The sequence below is a fragment of the Polyangium jinanense genome, from assembly GCF_028435365.1.
The window spans coordinates 139,992-156,825 of the sequence record NZ_JAGTJJ010000005.1; the positions used below are offsets into that span (position 1 = coordinate 139,992).

At 65.0% G+C, this 16,834-nt stretch carries 17 protein-coding genes; 8 read left to right on the top strand and 9 right to left on the bottom strand.

Going from position 1 to position 16,834, the window contains the following annotated elements:
* The first annotated feature begins 69 nt into the window (after positions 1-69).
* Together KEG57_RS13815 and KEG57_RS13820 are read left to right on the top strand one after the other, a co-directional pair.
* Complete coding sequence (locus tag KEG57_RS13815) at positions 70-999, top strand: SMI1/KNR4 family protein (protein WP_272458527.1); 930 nt, start codon at positions 70-72, stop codon at positions 997-999.
* Between the two features lie 21 nt (positions 1,000-1,020).
* Positions 1,021-1,941 carry a metallophosphoesterase family protein gene (locus tag KEG57_RS13820; protein ID WP_272420241.1) on the top strand — a complete coding sequence of 307 codons (921 nt, stop codon included), beginning with the start codon at positions 1,021-1,023 and terminating at the stop codon, positions 1,939-1,941.
* Between the two features lie 13 nt (positions 1,942-1,954).
* Here the strand turns inward: KEG57_RS13820 and KEG57_RS13825 are convergent, their stop codons facing one another.
* Positions 1,955-2,803: an oxidoreductase gene (locus tag KEG57_RS13825; RefSeq protein ID WP_272420242.1), complete on the bottom strand. Its 849-nt coding sequence runs from the start codon at positions 2,801-2,803 to the stop codon at positions 1,955-1,957.
* Positions 2,804-2,904: 101 nt separating this feature from the next.
* On the opposite strand from KEG57_RS13825, the gene KEG57_RS13830 reads away from it, so the two are divergent.
* From KEG57_RS13830 to KEG57_RS55570, 4 genes are all read left to right on the top strand, one after another.
* Complete coding sequence (locus KEG57_RS13830; protein WP_272458528.1) at positions 2,905-3,849, top strand: LysR family transcriptional regulator; 945 nt, start codon at positions 2,905-2,907, stop codon at positions 3,847-3,849.
* Positions 3,850-3,939: 90 nt separating this feature from the next.
* A complete protein-coding gene (locus KEG57_RS13835) occupies positions 3,940-4,374 on the top strand; it encodes a hypothetical protein (RefSeq protein ID WP_272458529.1) in 435 nt (144 codons plus the stop codon).
* An 83-nt stretch (positions 4,375-4,457) separates the two neighbouring features.
* Entirely contained in the window at positions 4,458-5,462 is a 1,005-nt protein-coding gene (locus tag KEG57_RS13840; protein ID WP_272458530.1) for a WD40 repeat domain-containing protein, read from the top strand.
* 165 nt (positions 5,463-5,627) lie between these two features.
* On the top strand, positions 5,628-6,452 hold the full coding sequence (locus KEG57_RS55570) for a monooxygenase (protein ID WP_272458531.1): 825 nt from the start codon (positions 5,628-5,630) through the stop codon (positions 6,450-6,452).
* 37 nt (positions 6,453-6,489) lie between these two features.
* Here the strand turns inward: KEG57_RS55570 and KEG57_RS13850 are convergent, their stop codons facing one another.
* Complete coding sequence (locus KEG57_RS13850; RefSeq protein WP_272420247.1) at positions 6,490-7,944, bottom strand: thrombospondin type 3 repeat-containing protein; 1,455 nt, start codon at positions 7,942-7,944, stop codon at positions 6,490-6,492.
* A gap of 381 nt (positions 7,945-8,325) precedes the next feature.
* Here KEG57_RS13850 and KEG57_RS13855 point away from each other — a divergent pair, with 381 nt between their 5' ends.
* The gene (locus tag KEG57_RS13855; protein WP_272420248.1) at positions 8,326-9,693 is read left to right on the top strand and encodes an alpha/beta fold hydrolase; all 1,368 of its coding nucleotides are present in this window, start codon (positions 8,326-8,328) and stop codon (positions 9,691-9,693) included.
* A gap of 16 nt (positions 9,694-9,709) precedes the next feature.
* Here KEG57_RS13855 and KEG57_RS13860 read toward each other — a convergent pair whose 3' ends face one another.
* From KEG57_RS13860 to KEG57_RS13880, 5 genes are all read right to left on the bottom strand, one after another.
* On the bottom strand, positions 9,710-10,849 hold the full coding sequence (locus KEG57_RS13860) for an MGDG synthase family glycosyltransferase (protein WP_272420249.1): 1,140 nt from the start codon (positions 10,847-10,849) through the stop codon (positions 9,710-9,712).
* 8 nt (positions 10,850-10,857) lie between these two features.
* On the bottom strand, positions 10,858-11,850 hold the full coding sequence (locus tag KEG57_RS13865) for an alpha/beta hydrolase family protein (protein WP_272420250.1): 993 nt from the start codon (positions 11,848-11,850) through the stop codon (positions 10,858-10,860).
* 4 nt (positions 11,851-11,854) lie between these two features.
* Positions 11,855-12,742 (bottom strand): UbiA family prenyltransferase, encoded by an 888-nt coding sequence (locus KEG57_RS13870; RefSeq protein ID WP_272420251.1) that lies wholly within the window; start codon positions 12,740-12,742, stop codon positions 11,855-11,857.
* A 115-nt stretch (positions 12,743-12,857) separates the two neighbouring features.
* The gene (locus KEG57_RS13875; protein WP_272420252.1) at positions 12,858-13,160 is read right to left on the bottom strand and encodes a S24/S26 family peptidase; all 303 of its coding nucleotides are present in this window, start codon (positions 13,158-13,160) and stop codon (positions 12,858-12,860) included.
* 30 nt (positions 13,161-13,190) lie between these two features.
* Positions 13,191-13,961: a hypothetical protein gene (locus tag KEG57_RS13880; protein ID WP_272420253.1), complete on the bottom strand. Its 771-nt coding sequence runs from the start codon at positions 13,959-13,961 to the stop codon at positions 13,191-13,193.
* Positions 13,962-14,315: 354 nt separating this feature from the next.
* Here KEG57_RS13880 and KEG57_RS13885 point away from each other — a divergent pair, with 354 nt between their 5' ends.
* Positions 14,316-15,482, top strand: coding sequence for a hypothetical protein (locus KEG57_RS13885; RefSeq protein WP_272420254.1), 1,167 nt, complete (start codon positions 14,316-14,318; stop codon positions 15,480-15,482).
* Between the two features lie 16 nt (positions 15,483-15,498).
* On the opposite strand, the gene KEG57_RS13890 is transcribed toward KEG57_RS13885, so the two are convergent.
* The gene (locus KEG57_RS13890) at positions 15,499-16,017 is read right to left on the bottom strand and encodes a GNAT family N-acetyltransferase (protein ID WP_272420255.1); all 519 of its coding nucleotides are present in this window, start codon (positions 16,015-16,017) and stop codon (positions 15,499-15,501) included.
* Between the two features lie 81 nt (positions 16,018-16,098).
* On the bottom strand, positions 16,099-16,779 hold the full coding sequence (locus KEG57_RS13895) for a hypothetical protein (protein WP_272420256.1): 681 nt from the start codon (positions 16,777-16,779) through the stop codon (positions 16,099-16,101).
* Between the last annotated feature and the right edge of the window lie 55 nt (positions 16,780-16,834).

The following is a 16,834-nucleotide window of genomic DNA, read 5'->3' on the forward strand; positions in this document are numbered from 1 at the left end:
CCGCAGCCTTGAGCCGCCTCTCGTGATCTGCTTGCGCGTGCGCGGGCAGTTTTGGTACGCATTGACCTCATGAAACCGGAAGAGTCGCTGGCCCAGGCTTTCGAGCAGATCAAATCATGGATGGCGAAGCATGACGCGGAGCTCCTGGCCCAGAACCTCGCGCCGGGGGCGAGCGCGGAACAACTGGCGGAGGCCGAGGCGGAGCTCGGGTTTTCGCTGGGGGCTCCACTTCGCGCCTTGTGGTCGCTGCACGACGGCCAACACGAGGAGATGAACGGGTTCGTCGAAGCCTTCGACCTCTACTCGATCGAACGAGCGCTCGGCGAACGCGATTCCGTCATGGGCGCGCTCGGGTTCCTGCGCGAGACGCCTCAGGCGGTGCCGGAGTCGGGGCTCACGAATGCCGAGCTCCTCTCGGATGCCTGGGTTCCCTTCGCCGGCCGCGACTCCGATGGCCTCGCCGTGAACACGGTGAGCGGGCGCGTGTTCGAGATTCGCCACGATGATTCGCCTCCCCTTCATCTGCACGCGGCTTCGCTCGTGGATTGGGCGACGCAGTACGCGTCGCGTGTCGTCGCGGATGACTACCGCGTGGAGGAAGGATTCGGCGACTATTATCTTCAGCTTCGCGACCGTGAGGCCGAACGCAGAGAAGAGGAGCGAGCTCGCGCAGAGCGGGAAGAGCGGAAGCGCAAGGCGAAGATGTCCGCGAAAGAGCTCCTCGACGAGGCCATCGCGCGAAACAGAGAAGACGCGGCGCAGGAGGTCCTCGAGCGAGCGGAGCAGAAGTCGAAGGCCGCGTTCGCCGAGGCAGTCTCGTTGCTTTTCGCCGCGGGCGCGTCTCCGGCCTTCATTGCAGGCACTCTGCGCCCCATGCTGAGTCGGCTCACGTTGTCCGCTGCGCAGTGGCAGATCGTCGCGGAAGGCGGCGCTCGCATGGGCAACAACGCCATCCGCGACATTGCCCTTGCGCGCGCCCGGACCGCCGCACAGAGCTGACTTCCCTCTTGTTGACAAGATGTGAGCATCTGCCTTACCAAGATGGAGGTGGAGCACCTCAACATCGCGATCTTGGGCGACACCCACGGTCACCTCACGCTGGCGTACCGCGTCTTGAAGCGGTGGCAAGAGGAGGAAGGGCAAGAGGTCGATCTGATCTTGCAGGTCGGCGATTTCGGCGCCTTTCCCCCGCCTTATCGATTGGACAAGGCCACCAAGCGCTTCGCGGAGAGTGATCCGGACGAGCTCGGCTTCACCGCATACTTTCACGGAGAGCCCGAGGCCGAGGAGATGCTGGGCCCCGGGGCAGCGGAGCACCGCAAGATCGACGCGGACATGATCTTCATCCGCGGCAATCATGAGGATTTTTCCTATCTCTGCGAGCTCGGGGGAACGGACCACGGCCCGGTGCCCGTCGATGCCTTCGAGAAAATTCATTACCTCAAGAGCGGTGTGCCGTTCACGTACGAGAAGGACGGTCATTCGTTGCGAATCGCCGGCCTGGGAGGGATCGCGGACGAGACCGGCAACCCGGTCAAGAATGACGGCGGTGAGTGCTACACCAGGCAAGACATCAAGCGGCTCTTCGCCTTGACGGAGAGGCTCGACGTCTTCTTGTCGCATGAACCGCCGCTGGACGCGGCGGCCCGCATACACCCCAAGTATGCAGGCGCCGGATCCCCTGCGGTGCGAGATTTCATTGTGAACTTTCAGCCGGCGTATCACTTCTGCGGGCACTACCACGAAGAGGGACGGGAGATCTCCTTCTCCACGGCAACCAGGAGCTACCACATGAACGCGGTGAGCTTCTGGCGCCCGCACCGATTGAACCCGGGGTGCATCGGCATCCTGCAGTGGCAAGGGTCCCGCGCGCTCGGCATGTCGTTCCTGGACGCACCCTGGCTCAAGGAGTACACCAAGAGCACCTATCGATACCTCTGATGCCCAAGACGCCTCAGCGCGGGAAGTCGGTCGAGATCGCAACGCCGCGCCACGCATCGAGCTCCTTCGACACGAATGCATTCTTCGCCTCGATGGCCGCCACGGTGTCACTGCCGAGCGGCAGCCGTAGCGGGGGCTCTGCCGCGCGGGAGAGCTCGACCACGACCCGCGCGAGACGCGCCGGATCGCCGGGCTGCTGGAGGCTCACCGATTTCGCGCGTTCGCGAACCTTGCCCGACGTCTCGGCGTAGTCGGCAATGGTCGCATCCGTATCGACCACCGACTTCGCCTCCAGGAACTCCGTTCGAAAGTACCCGGGCTCCAGGATCGTGACGGCGATGCCGAGAGGCGCGAGCTCGGCGTGCAGCGCCTCCGAGATCCCTTCCACGGCGAACTTGGTGGAGCAATAGACGCCGAAGCCGGGACCTGACCGGTAACCGCCGACCGAGGACAGATTGAGGATGTGCCCCGATCGCTGTTTCCTGAGCACCGGCAGCACGGCGCGGGTGACCGTGAGGAGCCCGAAGACGTTCGTCTCGTAGAGACGCCGCACATCCTCGGCGGAGGTTTCCTCGACCGCGCCGATCAAGCCGTAGCCCGCATTGTTCACGAGCACGTCGATCCTGCCGAAACGCGCGAGCGCCGCCTCGACCGCGGCCGCGACCGAGCTCTCGCTCGTCACGTCGAGCGCGACGGGCAACATGGCGTCGGAATCCCCGAATCGCTCGACAAGGCGCTTCGGATCACGCGCGGTCGCGACGACGAAGTCGCCCGCTGCCAGCGCCGCGCTCGTGATCTCCGCGCCGAGCCCACGCGACGCCCCCGTGATGAACCAAACCCGCTTCGTTTCCTTCGTGGTCATGATGAGCTCCTTTCGACGACGTTGAACATAGACCCATCTGACCGTGAAGAAAATCAGGCCAGTGGTGGATGGGTCATGAACTTCTGGTTTATAATCTTCCCATGGACGACACGTTCGACGGGCTCTCCGCGTTCCTCGCCGTGGCCAACCACAAGAGCTTCACGGCGGCCGCCGCGGGCATGGGCGTGTCGCCGACGGCGATGAGCCAGAAGATCAAGCTGCTCGAGCAGCGCCTCGGCGTCGTGCTCTTCCAGCGCACCACGCGGCGTGTGGCGCTGACCGAAGCGGGAGCGAACCTCTTTGCGCGCTTGAAGCCCGCGATCTCGGAAGTCGAGGACGCCATCGCCGCACTCGGCGACTTTCGCGGCCGTCCTTCGGGGCGGCTGCGCATCACCGCGCCGCGCACGAGCGGAGGCGTCGTGCTCCCGCCGCTCGTCACGCGCATGGGCGAGCTGTACCCGGAGCTTTCCCTGGAGATATCGCTCGATGACGCGTTCGTCGATATCGTGGAAGCCGGCTTCGACGCCGGTATTCGGCTCGGGAACGCCGTCGAAAAGGACATGGTGCGCGTGCCCATGACGAAACAATCCGCGTGGTCGGTCGTCGCTGCGCCGAGCTACATCGCGCGTGCGGGACGGCCACGCAAACCCGAGGATCTGCTCCGCCATCAGGGAATCCGCCAGCGCATGATCACGACCGGCGTCGTCTATCGATGGGAATTCGAGCGGCAGGGCAAACCCATGACGGTCGACGTTCCCGGGAACGTCGTCGTCAACGACATCGGGCTCATGGTCGCGCTCGCCCTCGAAGGTGCCGGGCTCGCGTACGTGCCAGACGAATCGATCGACGACGCCGTCGCCGAGGGCCGACTCGAGCGCGTGCTCGAACCCTTCGTGACCCCCGGCCCGGGGCTCTGCCTCTACTTTCCCGCGCGCATGCAGGAGCAGCCCAAGCTGAAGGCCCTCGTCGAAATCGTGAAGAGCATGCGAGACGAATCTCGCACGCATCCCAAAGGGAAAGTTACGAACGACGCGTCGCCGAAGTAGTCGTCCCGACGCACCGCTTCATCGAGCCCGGTTTCGTCGCTGCTCTTCCCTTGCCGACACCCGCCTTCGTATGCGATGGAAAGGTTCGTCATGGCGAGCAGCACCAGCAGCAGGGGAAGGCTCGCGGAAGGCGAGGTCTTCCGGTCGAGCCAGTTCGTGGTTTTGCGGGAGGCAGGCGGGAAACTCGTGCGAATCCGCCGGACCGACATCCCGCTCGACGAGGAGGCCACGGCGGACCTACTCGCGTTTTTCGACCGGTTCTTCCCGCCGCTCATGCGCCCCCAATTCGTCCTGCTGCTCGACTCGCGGGAGGCGCCCATGGCGACCGATCGCGAGACGGAGCGGCGCGTGAACGAGGCCGGCGCGCGGCTCCTTTCGGGATTCGTACGCTCGGCGATCCTCGTCGCAAGTGCCACGGGCAAGCTCCAGGCCGCGCGCATGACGCGCGAGAGAGGCAAGTCGTCCGTGTTCGTCGACGAGACCGAGGCGCTCGCCTTCTTGCTCCCGGAGCTTGTTTTCGATTGACGCGCAGTGCGGGGGCTCGGCGGTCCACGCCCTACGAATCGTTTTAGCCCAAACTCGTTGTCCCGGCGACAGTGGTGAGGAACATGAGCACCCCGAAGGTCACCGAGCTCTGCCGCATCCCTCTCCCCGCGCACGCCCACGACGATGCGATCCTTCTCCCCGACTTCGACGCCGTCGTGACGAGGACGGGCGGCTCGCTGCGCCTGCATTCCGCGTCCACGAAGCGCTCCACGGCGCTCCTGGAGACCGATCTCGCCCGCATCTCGCTCCCCACCGTATCTCGCCTCGGCCGTCGCGTGGCCTGGTCCGACGGCCAGCGCCGCGTGTTCACCTCGACCTCCCACAGCACAACCTCGGTCGAGCTCGCGCAGGCGCCGTATTACCTGAATTGCCTCGCGATCTCGGGAGACGAGCGGATCGTCGCCGCGGGCGGCAGCGCACTGACGTGGGAGCGCAAGCAATACGAGGAGGAGCTCCGGATCTACGACGCCGGAATGCCTTACGATTACGGCGAAAATCGTCCCGAGGTCCGCCCGAATCCCGGGTTTGGCCCTGGCCACGTGCGCCTCTGGGATTCTTCCTCGGGCCGCTCGACGATGCTCGAGGGACATCGCGACATCGTCTCGGGTATCTCGCTGAACCACGACGGCTCGATGGTCGCGGCGTTCGACGAGCGCTTCATTCGTGTCTGGGACGTCGCATCCACGCGCAGCCGCGTGCACACCCCGAGGAGGCGCGCCTTTCGCCCGCAGGCTTTCCTGCTGGCGCCCGGCGGCGATTACGTGATGGCCGGCGACGTTGGCGAGATATGGCTTTACGATACGAGCTCGACGCGCGCCGAGCGCGTGCTCGCCCTCGACGAGAACACCAGCAACCGCATCGCATTCGACGGAACCGGACGACTCTCCGCCGTCGGGTACGAGCGAGGTGCCATCTGCATCTACGATAACCTGTCCGGCAGCGAGCTCTGCTCGGTAGGGATCAGCGAAAGGCCGTATCACGTCGCGCTCTCGACCACGGGAAGCCGCCTCGCGGCACTCGTGGGCGACACGTTCGTGCTCTGGCAGCTCGAGGGAACGGGGGATTGACGCGCGGAGTCAGGGCCGCGCGTTCGCCACCCGCATCCATTCTTCCCGCCGCATCCACGGTGAGGGAGTATACTGGCCGTTATGATGACACGACGGCTCGGAGTTCAGCTCGCAGTAGGTTCGCTGGTGCTCGCATGCGCGGGCCTCGTCGGCTGTGGTGCGCACGTGGTGGAGGAACAAAACCCACCGGCAACGACCTCGGGCACCAGCACGGATGGGTGGACGACGCTCATCGACACGAAGTGGGAGATCGGCGGAGGCATCGAGAATTATTGGTGCGCGACCAAGACCTTCCACGAGGATCTCTACATCAATGCCTTCCGCCCCCTCGGCTCGACGGGGACGCATCACACGCTGCTCTTGTGGGCCTCGGGAAGTTCGCCGGACAGCGAAAGCGTCTGCGGACCGACGCTCGACCAGAGCTTGCTTTTCGCCTCGGGCGTCGGCACAGATGACCTGGTTTTCCCCGAAGGGGTCGCGCTCAAGATTCCGGCGGGGACACAGCTCCTCTTGAACCTTCACCTTTTCAATACAACCACGGATCCCCTGCCCGGCATCTCGGGCACGCTCGTCAAGACCCTCGATCCCTCCGAGGTCAAGCAGGAAGCCGAGATGATCATGCCCGGCGCGCCCGGCATCTCCGTGCCCCCGAACAGCCCCGGTTCCGTGCAAGGCGATTGCACCTTTCCGGGCGACGCGACCCTCATGAGTGTATGGCCCCACATGCACAAATACGGCACGCATATGCGGGTGACACACCAGACGGGCGCCGGCGAGGTCACCCTCCACGACGCCCCGTTCAGCTTCACCGAGCAAAAGAACTATCCGATCACGCCGGTTCAGGTCCTCGCGGGCGACCGCATTCACTACGAATGCTCGTACATGAACACGACCTCGAAGACGCTCGGCTTCGGCACGAGCTCCGACGACGAGATGTGCTTCCTCGGCCTTTATCGGTACCCGAAGCTCGCCTCCGCCTGCCAATTTTGAGGGCGAGCGATTTCGACTTGCACGCAGGTCTTGATCTTCAGGGCTGGTACGGAGGCTTGTCGAACGCCCCGCCGTAATACAGCCCGACCTTCCGGTTCGACTCGGTCCCTGCGAGCCCGCAATTGCTTACCGTGCCGTAGACCTCGCCCGTCAAATCGGTGTACACGCAGAAGTTGTCGGCGACGTTGTGCAGGCGAATCGGGAAGTTCGCATCGAGGCCGCCCTGGTCGTAGGCCTCGAGCTTCCACCGCTGCTCGTCGGTGCCATCGCACGGGGCGGTGACCACCGTCCACGGACCGGCCAGAATGCCGGACTGGCTCACGCACTCCCCATTCGAAACGTTGCGGAAACCGAAGGCATCGCCGTCGGGGAACATCTCCCATTGCTGCCGGGGATCCGTCGGCTCGCACGTGCTCGTGGACTCGACCTTGCCGTCGCCGAGAATCATGCACCGTTCTCCCACCTTGAATCGAATGACGACGAAGTTCGACTGATCGTCGCAGACGTCGCCGACACCGTCGTGATCGACATCGGACTGATCGGTGTTCGCCAGCTCGGGACAATTGTCCGTGGTGTCGGGAATGGCGTCGCCATCGGAATCGGACGCCTGGCAGGAGCCCGCGATTGCGACCGGGCAGATGTTGCCATGGCAGCTCCAGTTCGGGAAGTCGTACGCGATCTTCGCGCCCGCGGGGGCGCATTCCTTCCCCTCCAGCGGATCGGCCGTGCATCCGGCGTCGAAGGCGCCGCCGTTGCGCTTCTTGTCGCCGAGCACGATGCGCGACGTGACGGTGCCCGTGTAATCGCCTGACACCGTCACGGTCCCGCCCTCGTTGCCATTGCCGCTGAAGTCGGTGTCCTGGATCAGCGTGCCCGTGACGACGAGGTTGATCTTCCGCGGGACGGTCATTCCGCCTTCCTCGACGTCGATGGTGACGGCGTGAGCGCAGGCGTCATAGGTAAACTTGCTGATCGCGCGCAAGCCGCTCAGGCTCACGTCCCAGGCGACTTTCCCGGAGTCGCACTGCTCGAGCCAGTCGCCCGTGCCCGACGGGTTCTCGCAACCGTTCAGGAGGCACTTCGTTTCGTCTTGCCAGATTGCGAATGCGCGCACGAGCTCCTCGTTCGACCACGGCAACACCGGCTCGCAGCTCGCGTCGCACTCTTCACTCTCGACCTTGTAGTTGGCCTCGTCCGTGCCCTTCGACCACGCGATACGGATCACATTGAATCCGCACGAGGGCACTGCAATTTGACGGCTCGTATCGAGCCGGTTCTTGCAATTCCCCCCATTCCACTCTGGCACAGTGCCGTCGGTGGTGAAACAGATCACGGGCTCGTCGTCCAGGTTGATCACCTTGACGAGCGAGTTTACCGCCGGAAGGGTGGTGGCGCTGGGAGGGTCGAAGTGCGGCACGGGGGTTTCGAGGCCGGTACCGCCGCAGCTCACGGCAGCAAACGCGAAAAATACTGTCGCATACCAAGGACGCATGGCCCCAGCATATCGCCGATCTGCGCCAGGCACTTTGGAAATTTGAAAAATTTGTACAGTCCGTCCGTCTGCTGCGGTGCGTCACCTTGCCGACACACGTTCTCGTTGCAGAGCTTCCTCGGTGCGGGCGCCGCCTCGTGCAAGATGCGCGGCTCGAGTTACTCCCGATCCGTCTTGGTCTCGAACCGCACGAATCTCGCCCCCAACGAAAGATCGCCAGCATTGCAGCACACTCGCGGGCTTTGCTGCCCGAATCGAGCACGCGCAGTTCGCGCAAATTTGCGCAAACTGCCGAGTACTTCCGATAACAAGTACATGGCCATGCCTTCCAAAGCCTCCGGCATGCAATGTGCTTGGGCGCATCGGGCAAGGAGAACGCAGATGAAAAGAACGAATGCTCTCGGCGCGCTGCGCATGCCGGTCGTGCTGGGATGGTTGGTTGTCACGGCGAGTGGATGCACGACGGAGACGGTGCCGGTGCCGGTGCCGGTGCAGGACGACGAGGAGGTGCTGCGAGACGCCGCGGGGACGTCGGCGTCGGCCGTCGAGGCGCAGGTGACCGGATTGGAGCGCGAGCCGATCACCGAGGATGTTTACCATTACAGTTTCCTGGTGAAGGTAGGGGATACTCCCAATGCGCGCATCCGCGTGCACCGGATCGTGCGCGAGGACGCCCCCTGGCGAGCGCGCCCCGAGGCCCACGCGATTCTGCTACTGCACGGCGACTTCGCGACGTTCGACACGAATTTCGCGCCCTCGCTGACGAGCGCCGCCGCAGCGCCCGACCAGGATCTCGCCGTCTATCTGGCCCGACGCGGGATCGATGTATGGGGCCTCGATCGACGCTGGACCACGGCGCCCAAGGACGGCGCCGATTTCTCCGACTTCGCCGAGATGGGGGTCGTGCAAGCGGTCTCGGACACGGGGCGCGCGCTGCTCTTCGCGCGCTCGCTCCGCGGCCTGACCGGCGCGGGCCAAGATCCCTTGTTCCTGGGCGGATTCAGCAGCGGCGCGCAGATCACCTATCTCTATGCCGCCGAGGAGACACAGAAACCGCCGGCGCAGCAACACATCAAAGGCATCGTCCCCATCGACATCTATGCGAAGGTGGCCCCCGAGGACGAGGTCAGCAGGCAAGTGGCCTGCGACGCTGCCGCAGAGGAGCGAGACCTGGTCGCGCAGGGCGTGGTGGATAGCGACAACAGCGCTTTCTTCCAGCCCGTCGCCGAGCTCGCTGCCTCCGCCCCCGCGGACCCGTCGCCGTTCTACGACGGCTATTCGAACCATGAGGTGTTTCTCGGCTTCGTGACGCAGACGTACCTGTTCTACGAGCCCAAGCCGAAATACCACCTCATCGCAGGCGTCTTCACGGACGGCGCGCCGAGCGAGCTTCGTTATGCGCCCGAGGCGCTGATCAACGATTGGCTCGCGCATTCCCCGCCGCACCAATCGCTCGTGGAGGCCGCCGATCGGGATGCGCTTTGGTGCGGCGAGGCGCCTCTGCCGCTCGACGACCACCTCGCCGATATCACGGTCCCGCTCTTCTACCTCGGCGCCGCCGGCGGTTTTGGTGATCACGGCCTTTACACGACCACGGTCGTCGGCTCCACCGACGTCACCACGCATGTCGTCCGCCGCCTCCCGGCGGACAGCGAGCCCGAAGACTTCGGCCATGGCGACCTGCTCTACGCCAAGGACGCGCCTGCGCTCGCGTGGGAGCCGCTCTCGCAGTGGCTGCTCGCGCATTGAGAGCGCGTCCCTGCGCTCAGAGCGTGCACCCCTGAATGCCCGCTTCCGTGGCCAGGGCCCCGCCGGACGTGCCGACGAGATGCTCGATGATGGCTGCCACGGAATCGGGGCGAGCGAGCGCCGCCGTCCGGCTGCGGGCCTCGCGCAGTGCGGCCGGGCAAGATGAAAGGCGCCTGATCTCGGAGGCAATTGCCTGGAGGCTCCCCGGGGACGAACCGATTCCATGCTCGCCGAGGACGCGCACGTTGCGCTCCTCTTGCCCAGGAATCGCGCTGAAGAAGACCAGCGGAACCCGACTCGCCAGCGCCTCGGCAATGGTGAGGCCTCCAGGCTTGGTGATCACGACATCGGAGGCCGCGACCATTTCATCCATGTTGTGAACGAAGCGGTGGATCGCGTGCAGAGGCCAACGATTGGCGCACATGCGGCGGTACAGCGCCTCGTTCTGCCCGCAGATGACGATGATCTGAAAATCCTGCAAAAGCGCGGCGAGCTGCTCGATGGGCTCGAATCCGAACGAGCTCGTCGACAGGAGGAGGGTGAACCTGTCCGCATCGAGTCCCAGCCGGCGACGCGTGCTCGCTCGGTCGCGCGGAATCACGAACGTCTCGTCGACAGGGATGCCCGTCACGGCGACTTTTTCGGGTTCGACGCCGAGCGCGAGCATCTTTCTCCTCGTGGACTCCGATGCGACGAGATAGAGGTCGACGCCTTTCGAGAGCCAGATCGTGTGCACGTCGTAATCTGTCACGACCGTCACGAGCCGCGCGCCAATCGCTCCCCGCAGGCGCAGGTCCCCCACGACCTCGGTCGACAAGAAGTGCGTGGAGACGATCGTATCGAACTGGTTTTCCTCCACCCATTTCACCAGCGGTCGGGTGCTCAGCGCGTGGCCCAGGCGGCGAACGCCCTGGATCATCGGGCGCAGAGAAGGCGTGTCGGTGAGATCGAACAACGTGGCCCAGAGCTTCGGGTGCTCTCGGACCATGCGGTCGTAGCCGCGGACGTACGCTCGTCGGAAAACCGGGTTCGTATATGCGAGCGCATCAGCGATCGTTGGAGCAAACCCGCGCTTCCGGAGGCCGCGGTCGATGGCCTCGGCGGCCTTTCGATGGCCAGCGCCGGCGGACGCGTGGAGAAGCAGGATCTTTTTCATGGCGCTCGTCATGCGACGGCGCTCGGCGCAAGCCGCGAGAATGCATCCCATACGGCGCGGACGATGGCTTTGCGCTGGGTGAGCGAGGCGCTGACATGTCCACCGGGTACGTGACGCACCTCGGCGCCTCGCCAATGCTCGGCGAGGCGCTCGGTGGAGCTCGGTGGGACGAAGCCGTCCTCCCGCGCGGCAAGGAGAATGGCGCTGCGGAGGACGGGGGGCGGAGGCAGCGCGGTGATGGACGCCGGCGCGAGGACGTCACAGAGACGCCTGCGAATGGCGGGGGAAGCACCGACGTTCGACCCCAGGGCCCTCCAGTCGGCCATATCGGAAAGCACGCCCGCTTCGAAAATGGGAGCCACGGCATGCGCGGCGGCGACAGGGATCACGGCGAGGGGCTCTTTCGAGAGTGCAGCGGTGTAGGCGGCGAGGCTGCCCCCCATGCTGAATCCCGAAATCCCGAGGCGGTCGTGGCCTCGCGCGCGAAGCCATTGCAGAAGGGCAAGTGACTCGATGGCGGCCGCACGAAACATGAGCAACAAATCGATGACCGTACGCACCGCGACGCCCCGTTGCCCCGGCGGTCGACGCGCGCCGTAATAAGGGTTTTCGAGCAGCAGCGCCCCGATCCCGTGCCGCGCGAGATCCTTCGCGAGCGAGCGGCGCTGGCCAAACCCTTCGTCTCCCGAGGCGGAAAGCAAAAGGCACACGGCTGGACGCGCGCCGGTGCCGGCGGGCAGCACGAGCTGAAAGCGCGCCTCATGGCAAGCGGGAGGCATGGACTCTCTCGCCGCGGGGCTCTCGAAGCGCCCCTCCTGCACGAAAAGCGGTCCCTCGCGACGCGCGGGCCCGAGCGTCAGGTCGTGGAGGTCGGCCGGCGTCCGAGGCGGCTCGAGGAGCACCTCGAGCTCCGAAAGGGGCCCCCACCCATCGGAAAAATACCGCGGGGATCGCGACAAGACGACCCGGGCAAAGAGAGCATCCAGCCAATGGATCCGCATGGTTCTACGGCGCCGCGGAGGTGACGCGGCATATCACGAGGAGCAAGAGGCCCGCGAGCGCTGCGAGCCATTGCGCCTGATCGGTCACCATTCGCTTCTTCAGGCTCGAAGGCAGGAGCACGAAGACCAGACAAAGCACTGCCACGGCGAGCCCGACGATGAGCCTTTGTGTTCCCGAGAGGCTCAGAAGCACGAGCGACGCTACGCCCATCGAGGGCCAGACGAAGAGGTGAGGCAGAATGGGCTCGATGCGCCGGACGTCGAACAACGAGGCGGTGTTGCGGATGCCCGTCTCCCGGTCGACCTCGAAATCGCGGATCTCGTTCCACAGGTCGCCCGCCATGGAGATGGTGCAGATGAAGACGGCGCCGAGTGCGGCCGAAGGAGGGAGCTCGGGGGCGCGGGCGTACGCGACGGTGAGAAATTGAAGCGTACCCAAAAAGAGGCCGTGGGAAACGAGATCGACGAAGGGCACGGCCTTGAGCCGAATTCTCCGGTACGAATACAGGAATCCGAGAGCCACGTTCAACGCGCCCAGGAGGACCACGCGCGCCCCAAAGGGCCAAAGGAGCGCGAGGCCGGCGAACGCGGAGAGCCAGCTCAGCGCGAGCGCCTGTCCAGGCGTGAGCAGATGGGCGCAGATCGGGTTGCGAACGACCTTCTGCGAATCCTTGCTGTCGTCCTCGGCGTCCTCGACGTCGTTGATGGCAAAGGCGAAGATGGTGAGCAGAAGATTGCCGGTGAAGAGCAGGACGATGTCGCCTGCCGAGAGTCGAGGATTGAAGATGGTCCCGAGCGCGACGAGGGCAATGGTGTTGCCGTAAAATTCCTCGACGCGGCTCAAACGAAGGGTGCCCAGGAATGGCCTGGTGCCTGTTGCGAACTGGTTCATGAAGGAACGTCCCTGAAGCCGGGGCGGGGAGTAAGCGGTCGGGCGTGCTCTTGTCAAGCTCATTCGTGGGCGGCCCGTGCAAGCCACCCCTCCACGACCCACCCGCCGCTCCGCCTCAGGGCTCGACCTTCACGAGCCGCCCGAAAATGGCATTGTGGCCGATCCACCCATTGATGTGCCCGCGGTTGTTCCCGATCTGGAAACGCCCATCCTGGACACTCTTGACGAAGTGCAGATATTCGGTGCCGCGGACCTTGCACAGGACGATGTCGCCGGGGCGAATGTCGCGTGGGTCGACGGGCTCCACGGTGCAGAGCTGGCCGGACTCGATCCGCGGTGACATGGAGTTGCCCCGCGGGCGAAAGGAGACGACCTGCCCGGCGCGAAGTTTGATGATGTATCCAGTAGCCCAACCCATGGCTCGTATCCTCGGTTCGCGAAGGCGCTCCTAGCCTTCGACTGTTTCGGGCAGCGGCGTCGAGCGAGCCTCTTCGTCCTCGTCATCGTCCTTGAACATGGGATCGTCCTCGATGGTGAAGTCGTAGCCCCAAAATTGGACCGTGATGTCCGAGAGCCGCCTGTAGATCTCGTCCTCGTCTTCGAGAGGAATCGTGCGGGCGGCGTCGAGGAAGAAGCCGTGATAGCTCCGGCAGAGGTTGTGGCAAGTGACCTCCGGCCCACCGACGTAGGTATGGAGGCCGTGGGCGGCCAGCGTCCGCTCCATATCGCGGCAGAGCGCCCCCCGGTAGCCCTTCCGCCCGTTCTCGTCGCGCGTGAGAAAGATGTCCCCATCTTCGAAGCCGTACTTGCTGAGCAGTCCGGTGGCGCTGGCGCGAAGCTCGATCACAGCGCTTCGGTATCGGCCGGTGCCGGGCTCGGCAATGAAGCCTTTTCCCTCCTTCACCAGAGGGATGAGCCATTCCTGGCGCGCGGCAGGATCGGATTCCCACTCCTCCCACGCGACGAATCCCAAGATCGCGAGGTCGTCGAGGAACGGGCACGGCGAGGGCATCGTCGCCCAAATTTCCCCCGAAAAACGTGCGCCCCCAGCCTCGGGGCCGAGGAACTCGACTGCACCATAGGTTGAATTGCTGAACGTGGAGAGCATGAAACGCCCTTCCGCGAGGGGCACGAGCCGGATCCCCCATTCGCGCAGCCGGCTGAGGAAGCTCTCTGGCCAGGAGGCCCTCTGTGCTTCGTCGCCGAGGAGGACTGCCACGTACGTTCCCATTCCACTACCCAGCGCGCCAATCGCTAAGCCGGTGCGCAAAGCCGCGCGATCGATTTTGGATCGAGGTTGGCGTCGAGGCGATCGAGCTTCGCGCGAATCGTCACGAGGCGCTCTTGGATCTTGGCGTCGGTCATGCGATGCGCCCTCGTTGAAGAGCCTTCGACATCGTGTCCCGCATCCTATCCAGGTTTTGCCGTGCGAGCAACCGGAGGGACTCGTTCGAGATTGTCAGGCGATCTCCCAGGATGGTAGCATCGAGCGATGGGGTGGTTCGATCGTTGGCGAAAGAAGGAGCCGGCTCGGCCTTCGCCGCAGCCGGCCGGGGACGCACGCGCCGCGGCCATGGAACCAGCACGGGTCGTCGTGCCCGAGGGGCATCAGCTCAAGCTGTTCGGCGCTTCGCCGGAGCCCTGCCTGGTTCGCTCCGACGGAGGAGTCTGGCTCGCCAACCTCGGCACGGCCAGCGACGATCCCGTCCGTGAGCTCGACGAGCTCTCTCACGCCGTAAAAAACGCGCTGCGCGACGAACCATCCCGGGCTCTCCTGGCCGACGGCCCCGGGGCTTTTCGGCTCTCGGATCTCTTCGCACCTGCCGAGCCTCAGGTCTCGCCCACCGAGTGTCCGGTCGTGTGGACATTCCATCAGGGCAGCGCGAAGGCGTGGACCGAGGCCCCCGCGCGCTTGCAGGTGTTGCTCCGGCATTTCTATCGCATTGGCAGACAGCGGGAGCCGCGGGTCCCGCAATGGGTGTACGTCGTCGACGACGATTTCCCCCAGGCACGCGCGTTCGTCGGGCTCCTCGGGAACCTCGGCATCCCGGTGATGCGCCCCGAAAGCGAGCAGCGCACCATTGTCGTAGAGGTGCACCGCCCGGAAGGCATGATCCTCTCGGCGCTCGGAGGACAGCCGTACGCGACGGTCGAGGGGCCGGTGGACGCGTACATCCGAGCCGTGAACGCGGAGAAAGATCGCGCGGAGGCCGCGAACGACAAGCCGCGCATCGAGCGTCTGGAAGAGGAGGAGCGTGATTACCTGGCGAAACGCATCGGCTCGCCCGCCGCGAGCCCCGACCTCGAGCCGGTGGTGCGGGCTCCGCGGCTCTCCAGCCTGCTCCTCGAGGTCGATGCGGCGCGCGGCAGCGAGGAAGCGCTGCAGAAGCTTTACCGGGAGCTCCTCGTCCGCCCGATCCCTCTGCTCCTCGTGGGCGCTCCGAAGAATCGCTCGCTCGAGCTGCGCTCGTTTCCCGATGTGGGGCCGGCGCTGCCCGCGTTTCCCGATCTGCGCTCGCTCCATTGGATGGCCGCCGACCTTCAACGGCCACCGGGGTCGTTCGGCATCGCTGCGATGCGGCCTCTGGACCTGATCGTCATGGCGGGCAAACAGGGTACGGCCATTGCGTTGAACGTATACCGGGATCCGAAAACGCCGGTGTACGTGCTCCTGTCCGGAGAAGCTGTACGAGCGCTGGCCGAGCAAGCAAAGCGTGCAACTCGCCAAACCGGCGAATGAAGCCACTCCGGAATCCTCAGTCGCCGCCGAGGCTTCGCTCGTAGATCACCGTGTTGTCCGGGTCCACGGCCTGCATTGCCGAACGGGTGAAACCGAGCTTCTTCAGGAGGCCGATCGAGGCGGCGTTCGCCGGCGCGACGAGCGCGATCACCCTGCGAAGCGCGAACACCTCGCTCGCGAGCCCGAGCACTGCCGATCCCGATTCGAAGGCATACCCGCCGCCGCGGAACTCCGGCAGAAACGCATAACCGATATCGACATCGGCATACTGCTCGCGCTTCAAGAGCCCCGACATGCCGATCAGCTCCCCCGTTTCCTTCAGGGCGACGCCCCAGAGGCCGTACCCGTGCCGTTCGTAACTTCCGATCGGCCCGTTGCGGATGTACGCCTCGGCGTCCTCGAGCGCCCGCACGCCCCGATCACCGATGTACACGAGGAAGTCAGGGTCGTTGACCAGGCGGAAGATGAACGGCGCGTCTGCCAGCGTCAGTTTGCGGAGGGTGAGCCGTTCGGTCGTTACCAGCGCGCCGTTCATGATGCCGCTTTATGATCGTTTCGCGAAGTCAGGGCAAGCGAGAAGCACGGAGACGTTCGACGTGGCGAACGTCGATGTGGCTCAGGACTCGCACTCGTCCTCGAACGCGTCGGTCTGCACCGCGACGGAGAGCTCGTAGCCGTAATGGGCCTCCTTCGGCCCATGAACGCGCAGGTACAGGTCCTGATCCAGCGGCCCGTTGTAGGTGTCGAGGAAGATGCGACCGATGTTGCTCTGCGCCGAGGCCACGAGCTGCAACGTGCCGGCGCTGTAGACGTCGATCTGGATCGTGTTCTCGGGCCCCGCGGGCGGATCGTAGCCCGACGTCCAGGTCTCGCCGTCTTCCTCGTACACCTGCATCGGGCAATGCGAGGCGCCGGCCGCCTTCGCGCGGATCGAGAGCCAGCCCGGCGCGTAGGGCAAATTCGAGGTCGACACGAAGTACCAGTCCTCGTCGTTCTTGCAGATCGACGCAGACGCGCCCGTATATGCGCCGCCGGTGTCCACGGACCACCAGTAGTCGGGGTTCGCCGGCTCGAAATAGATCCAGCTATAATTCAGGCCCGTGGCGGTCGCCTGCTTGTTGTTCTTCTCGTAGGGATCGCTCTGGTTACAGACCCCGACGCCCGGCCCCGCCACCACGAGCTCGTTGCTCCCCACGTCTTCGATACGCTCCGGCGCCGGCGCGACCGAGCAGGCCGCGACGCCGACGGCGCCCATGGCGAGCAGGCACGACAGTGTAAATTTTCTTTGCGATTGCATCTTCGTCTTCCTTCGGGTCCCCCATCCTCGGAGGACCCGGAAACACGGTAACGGA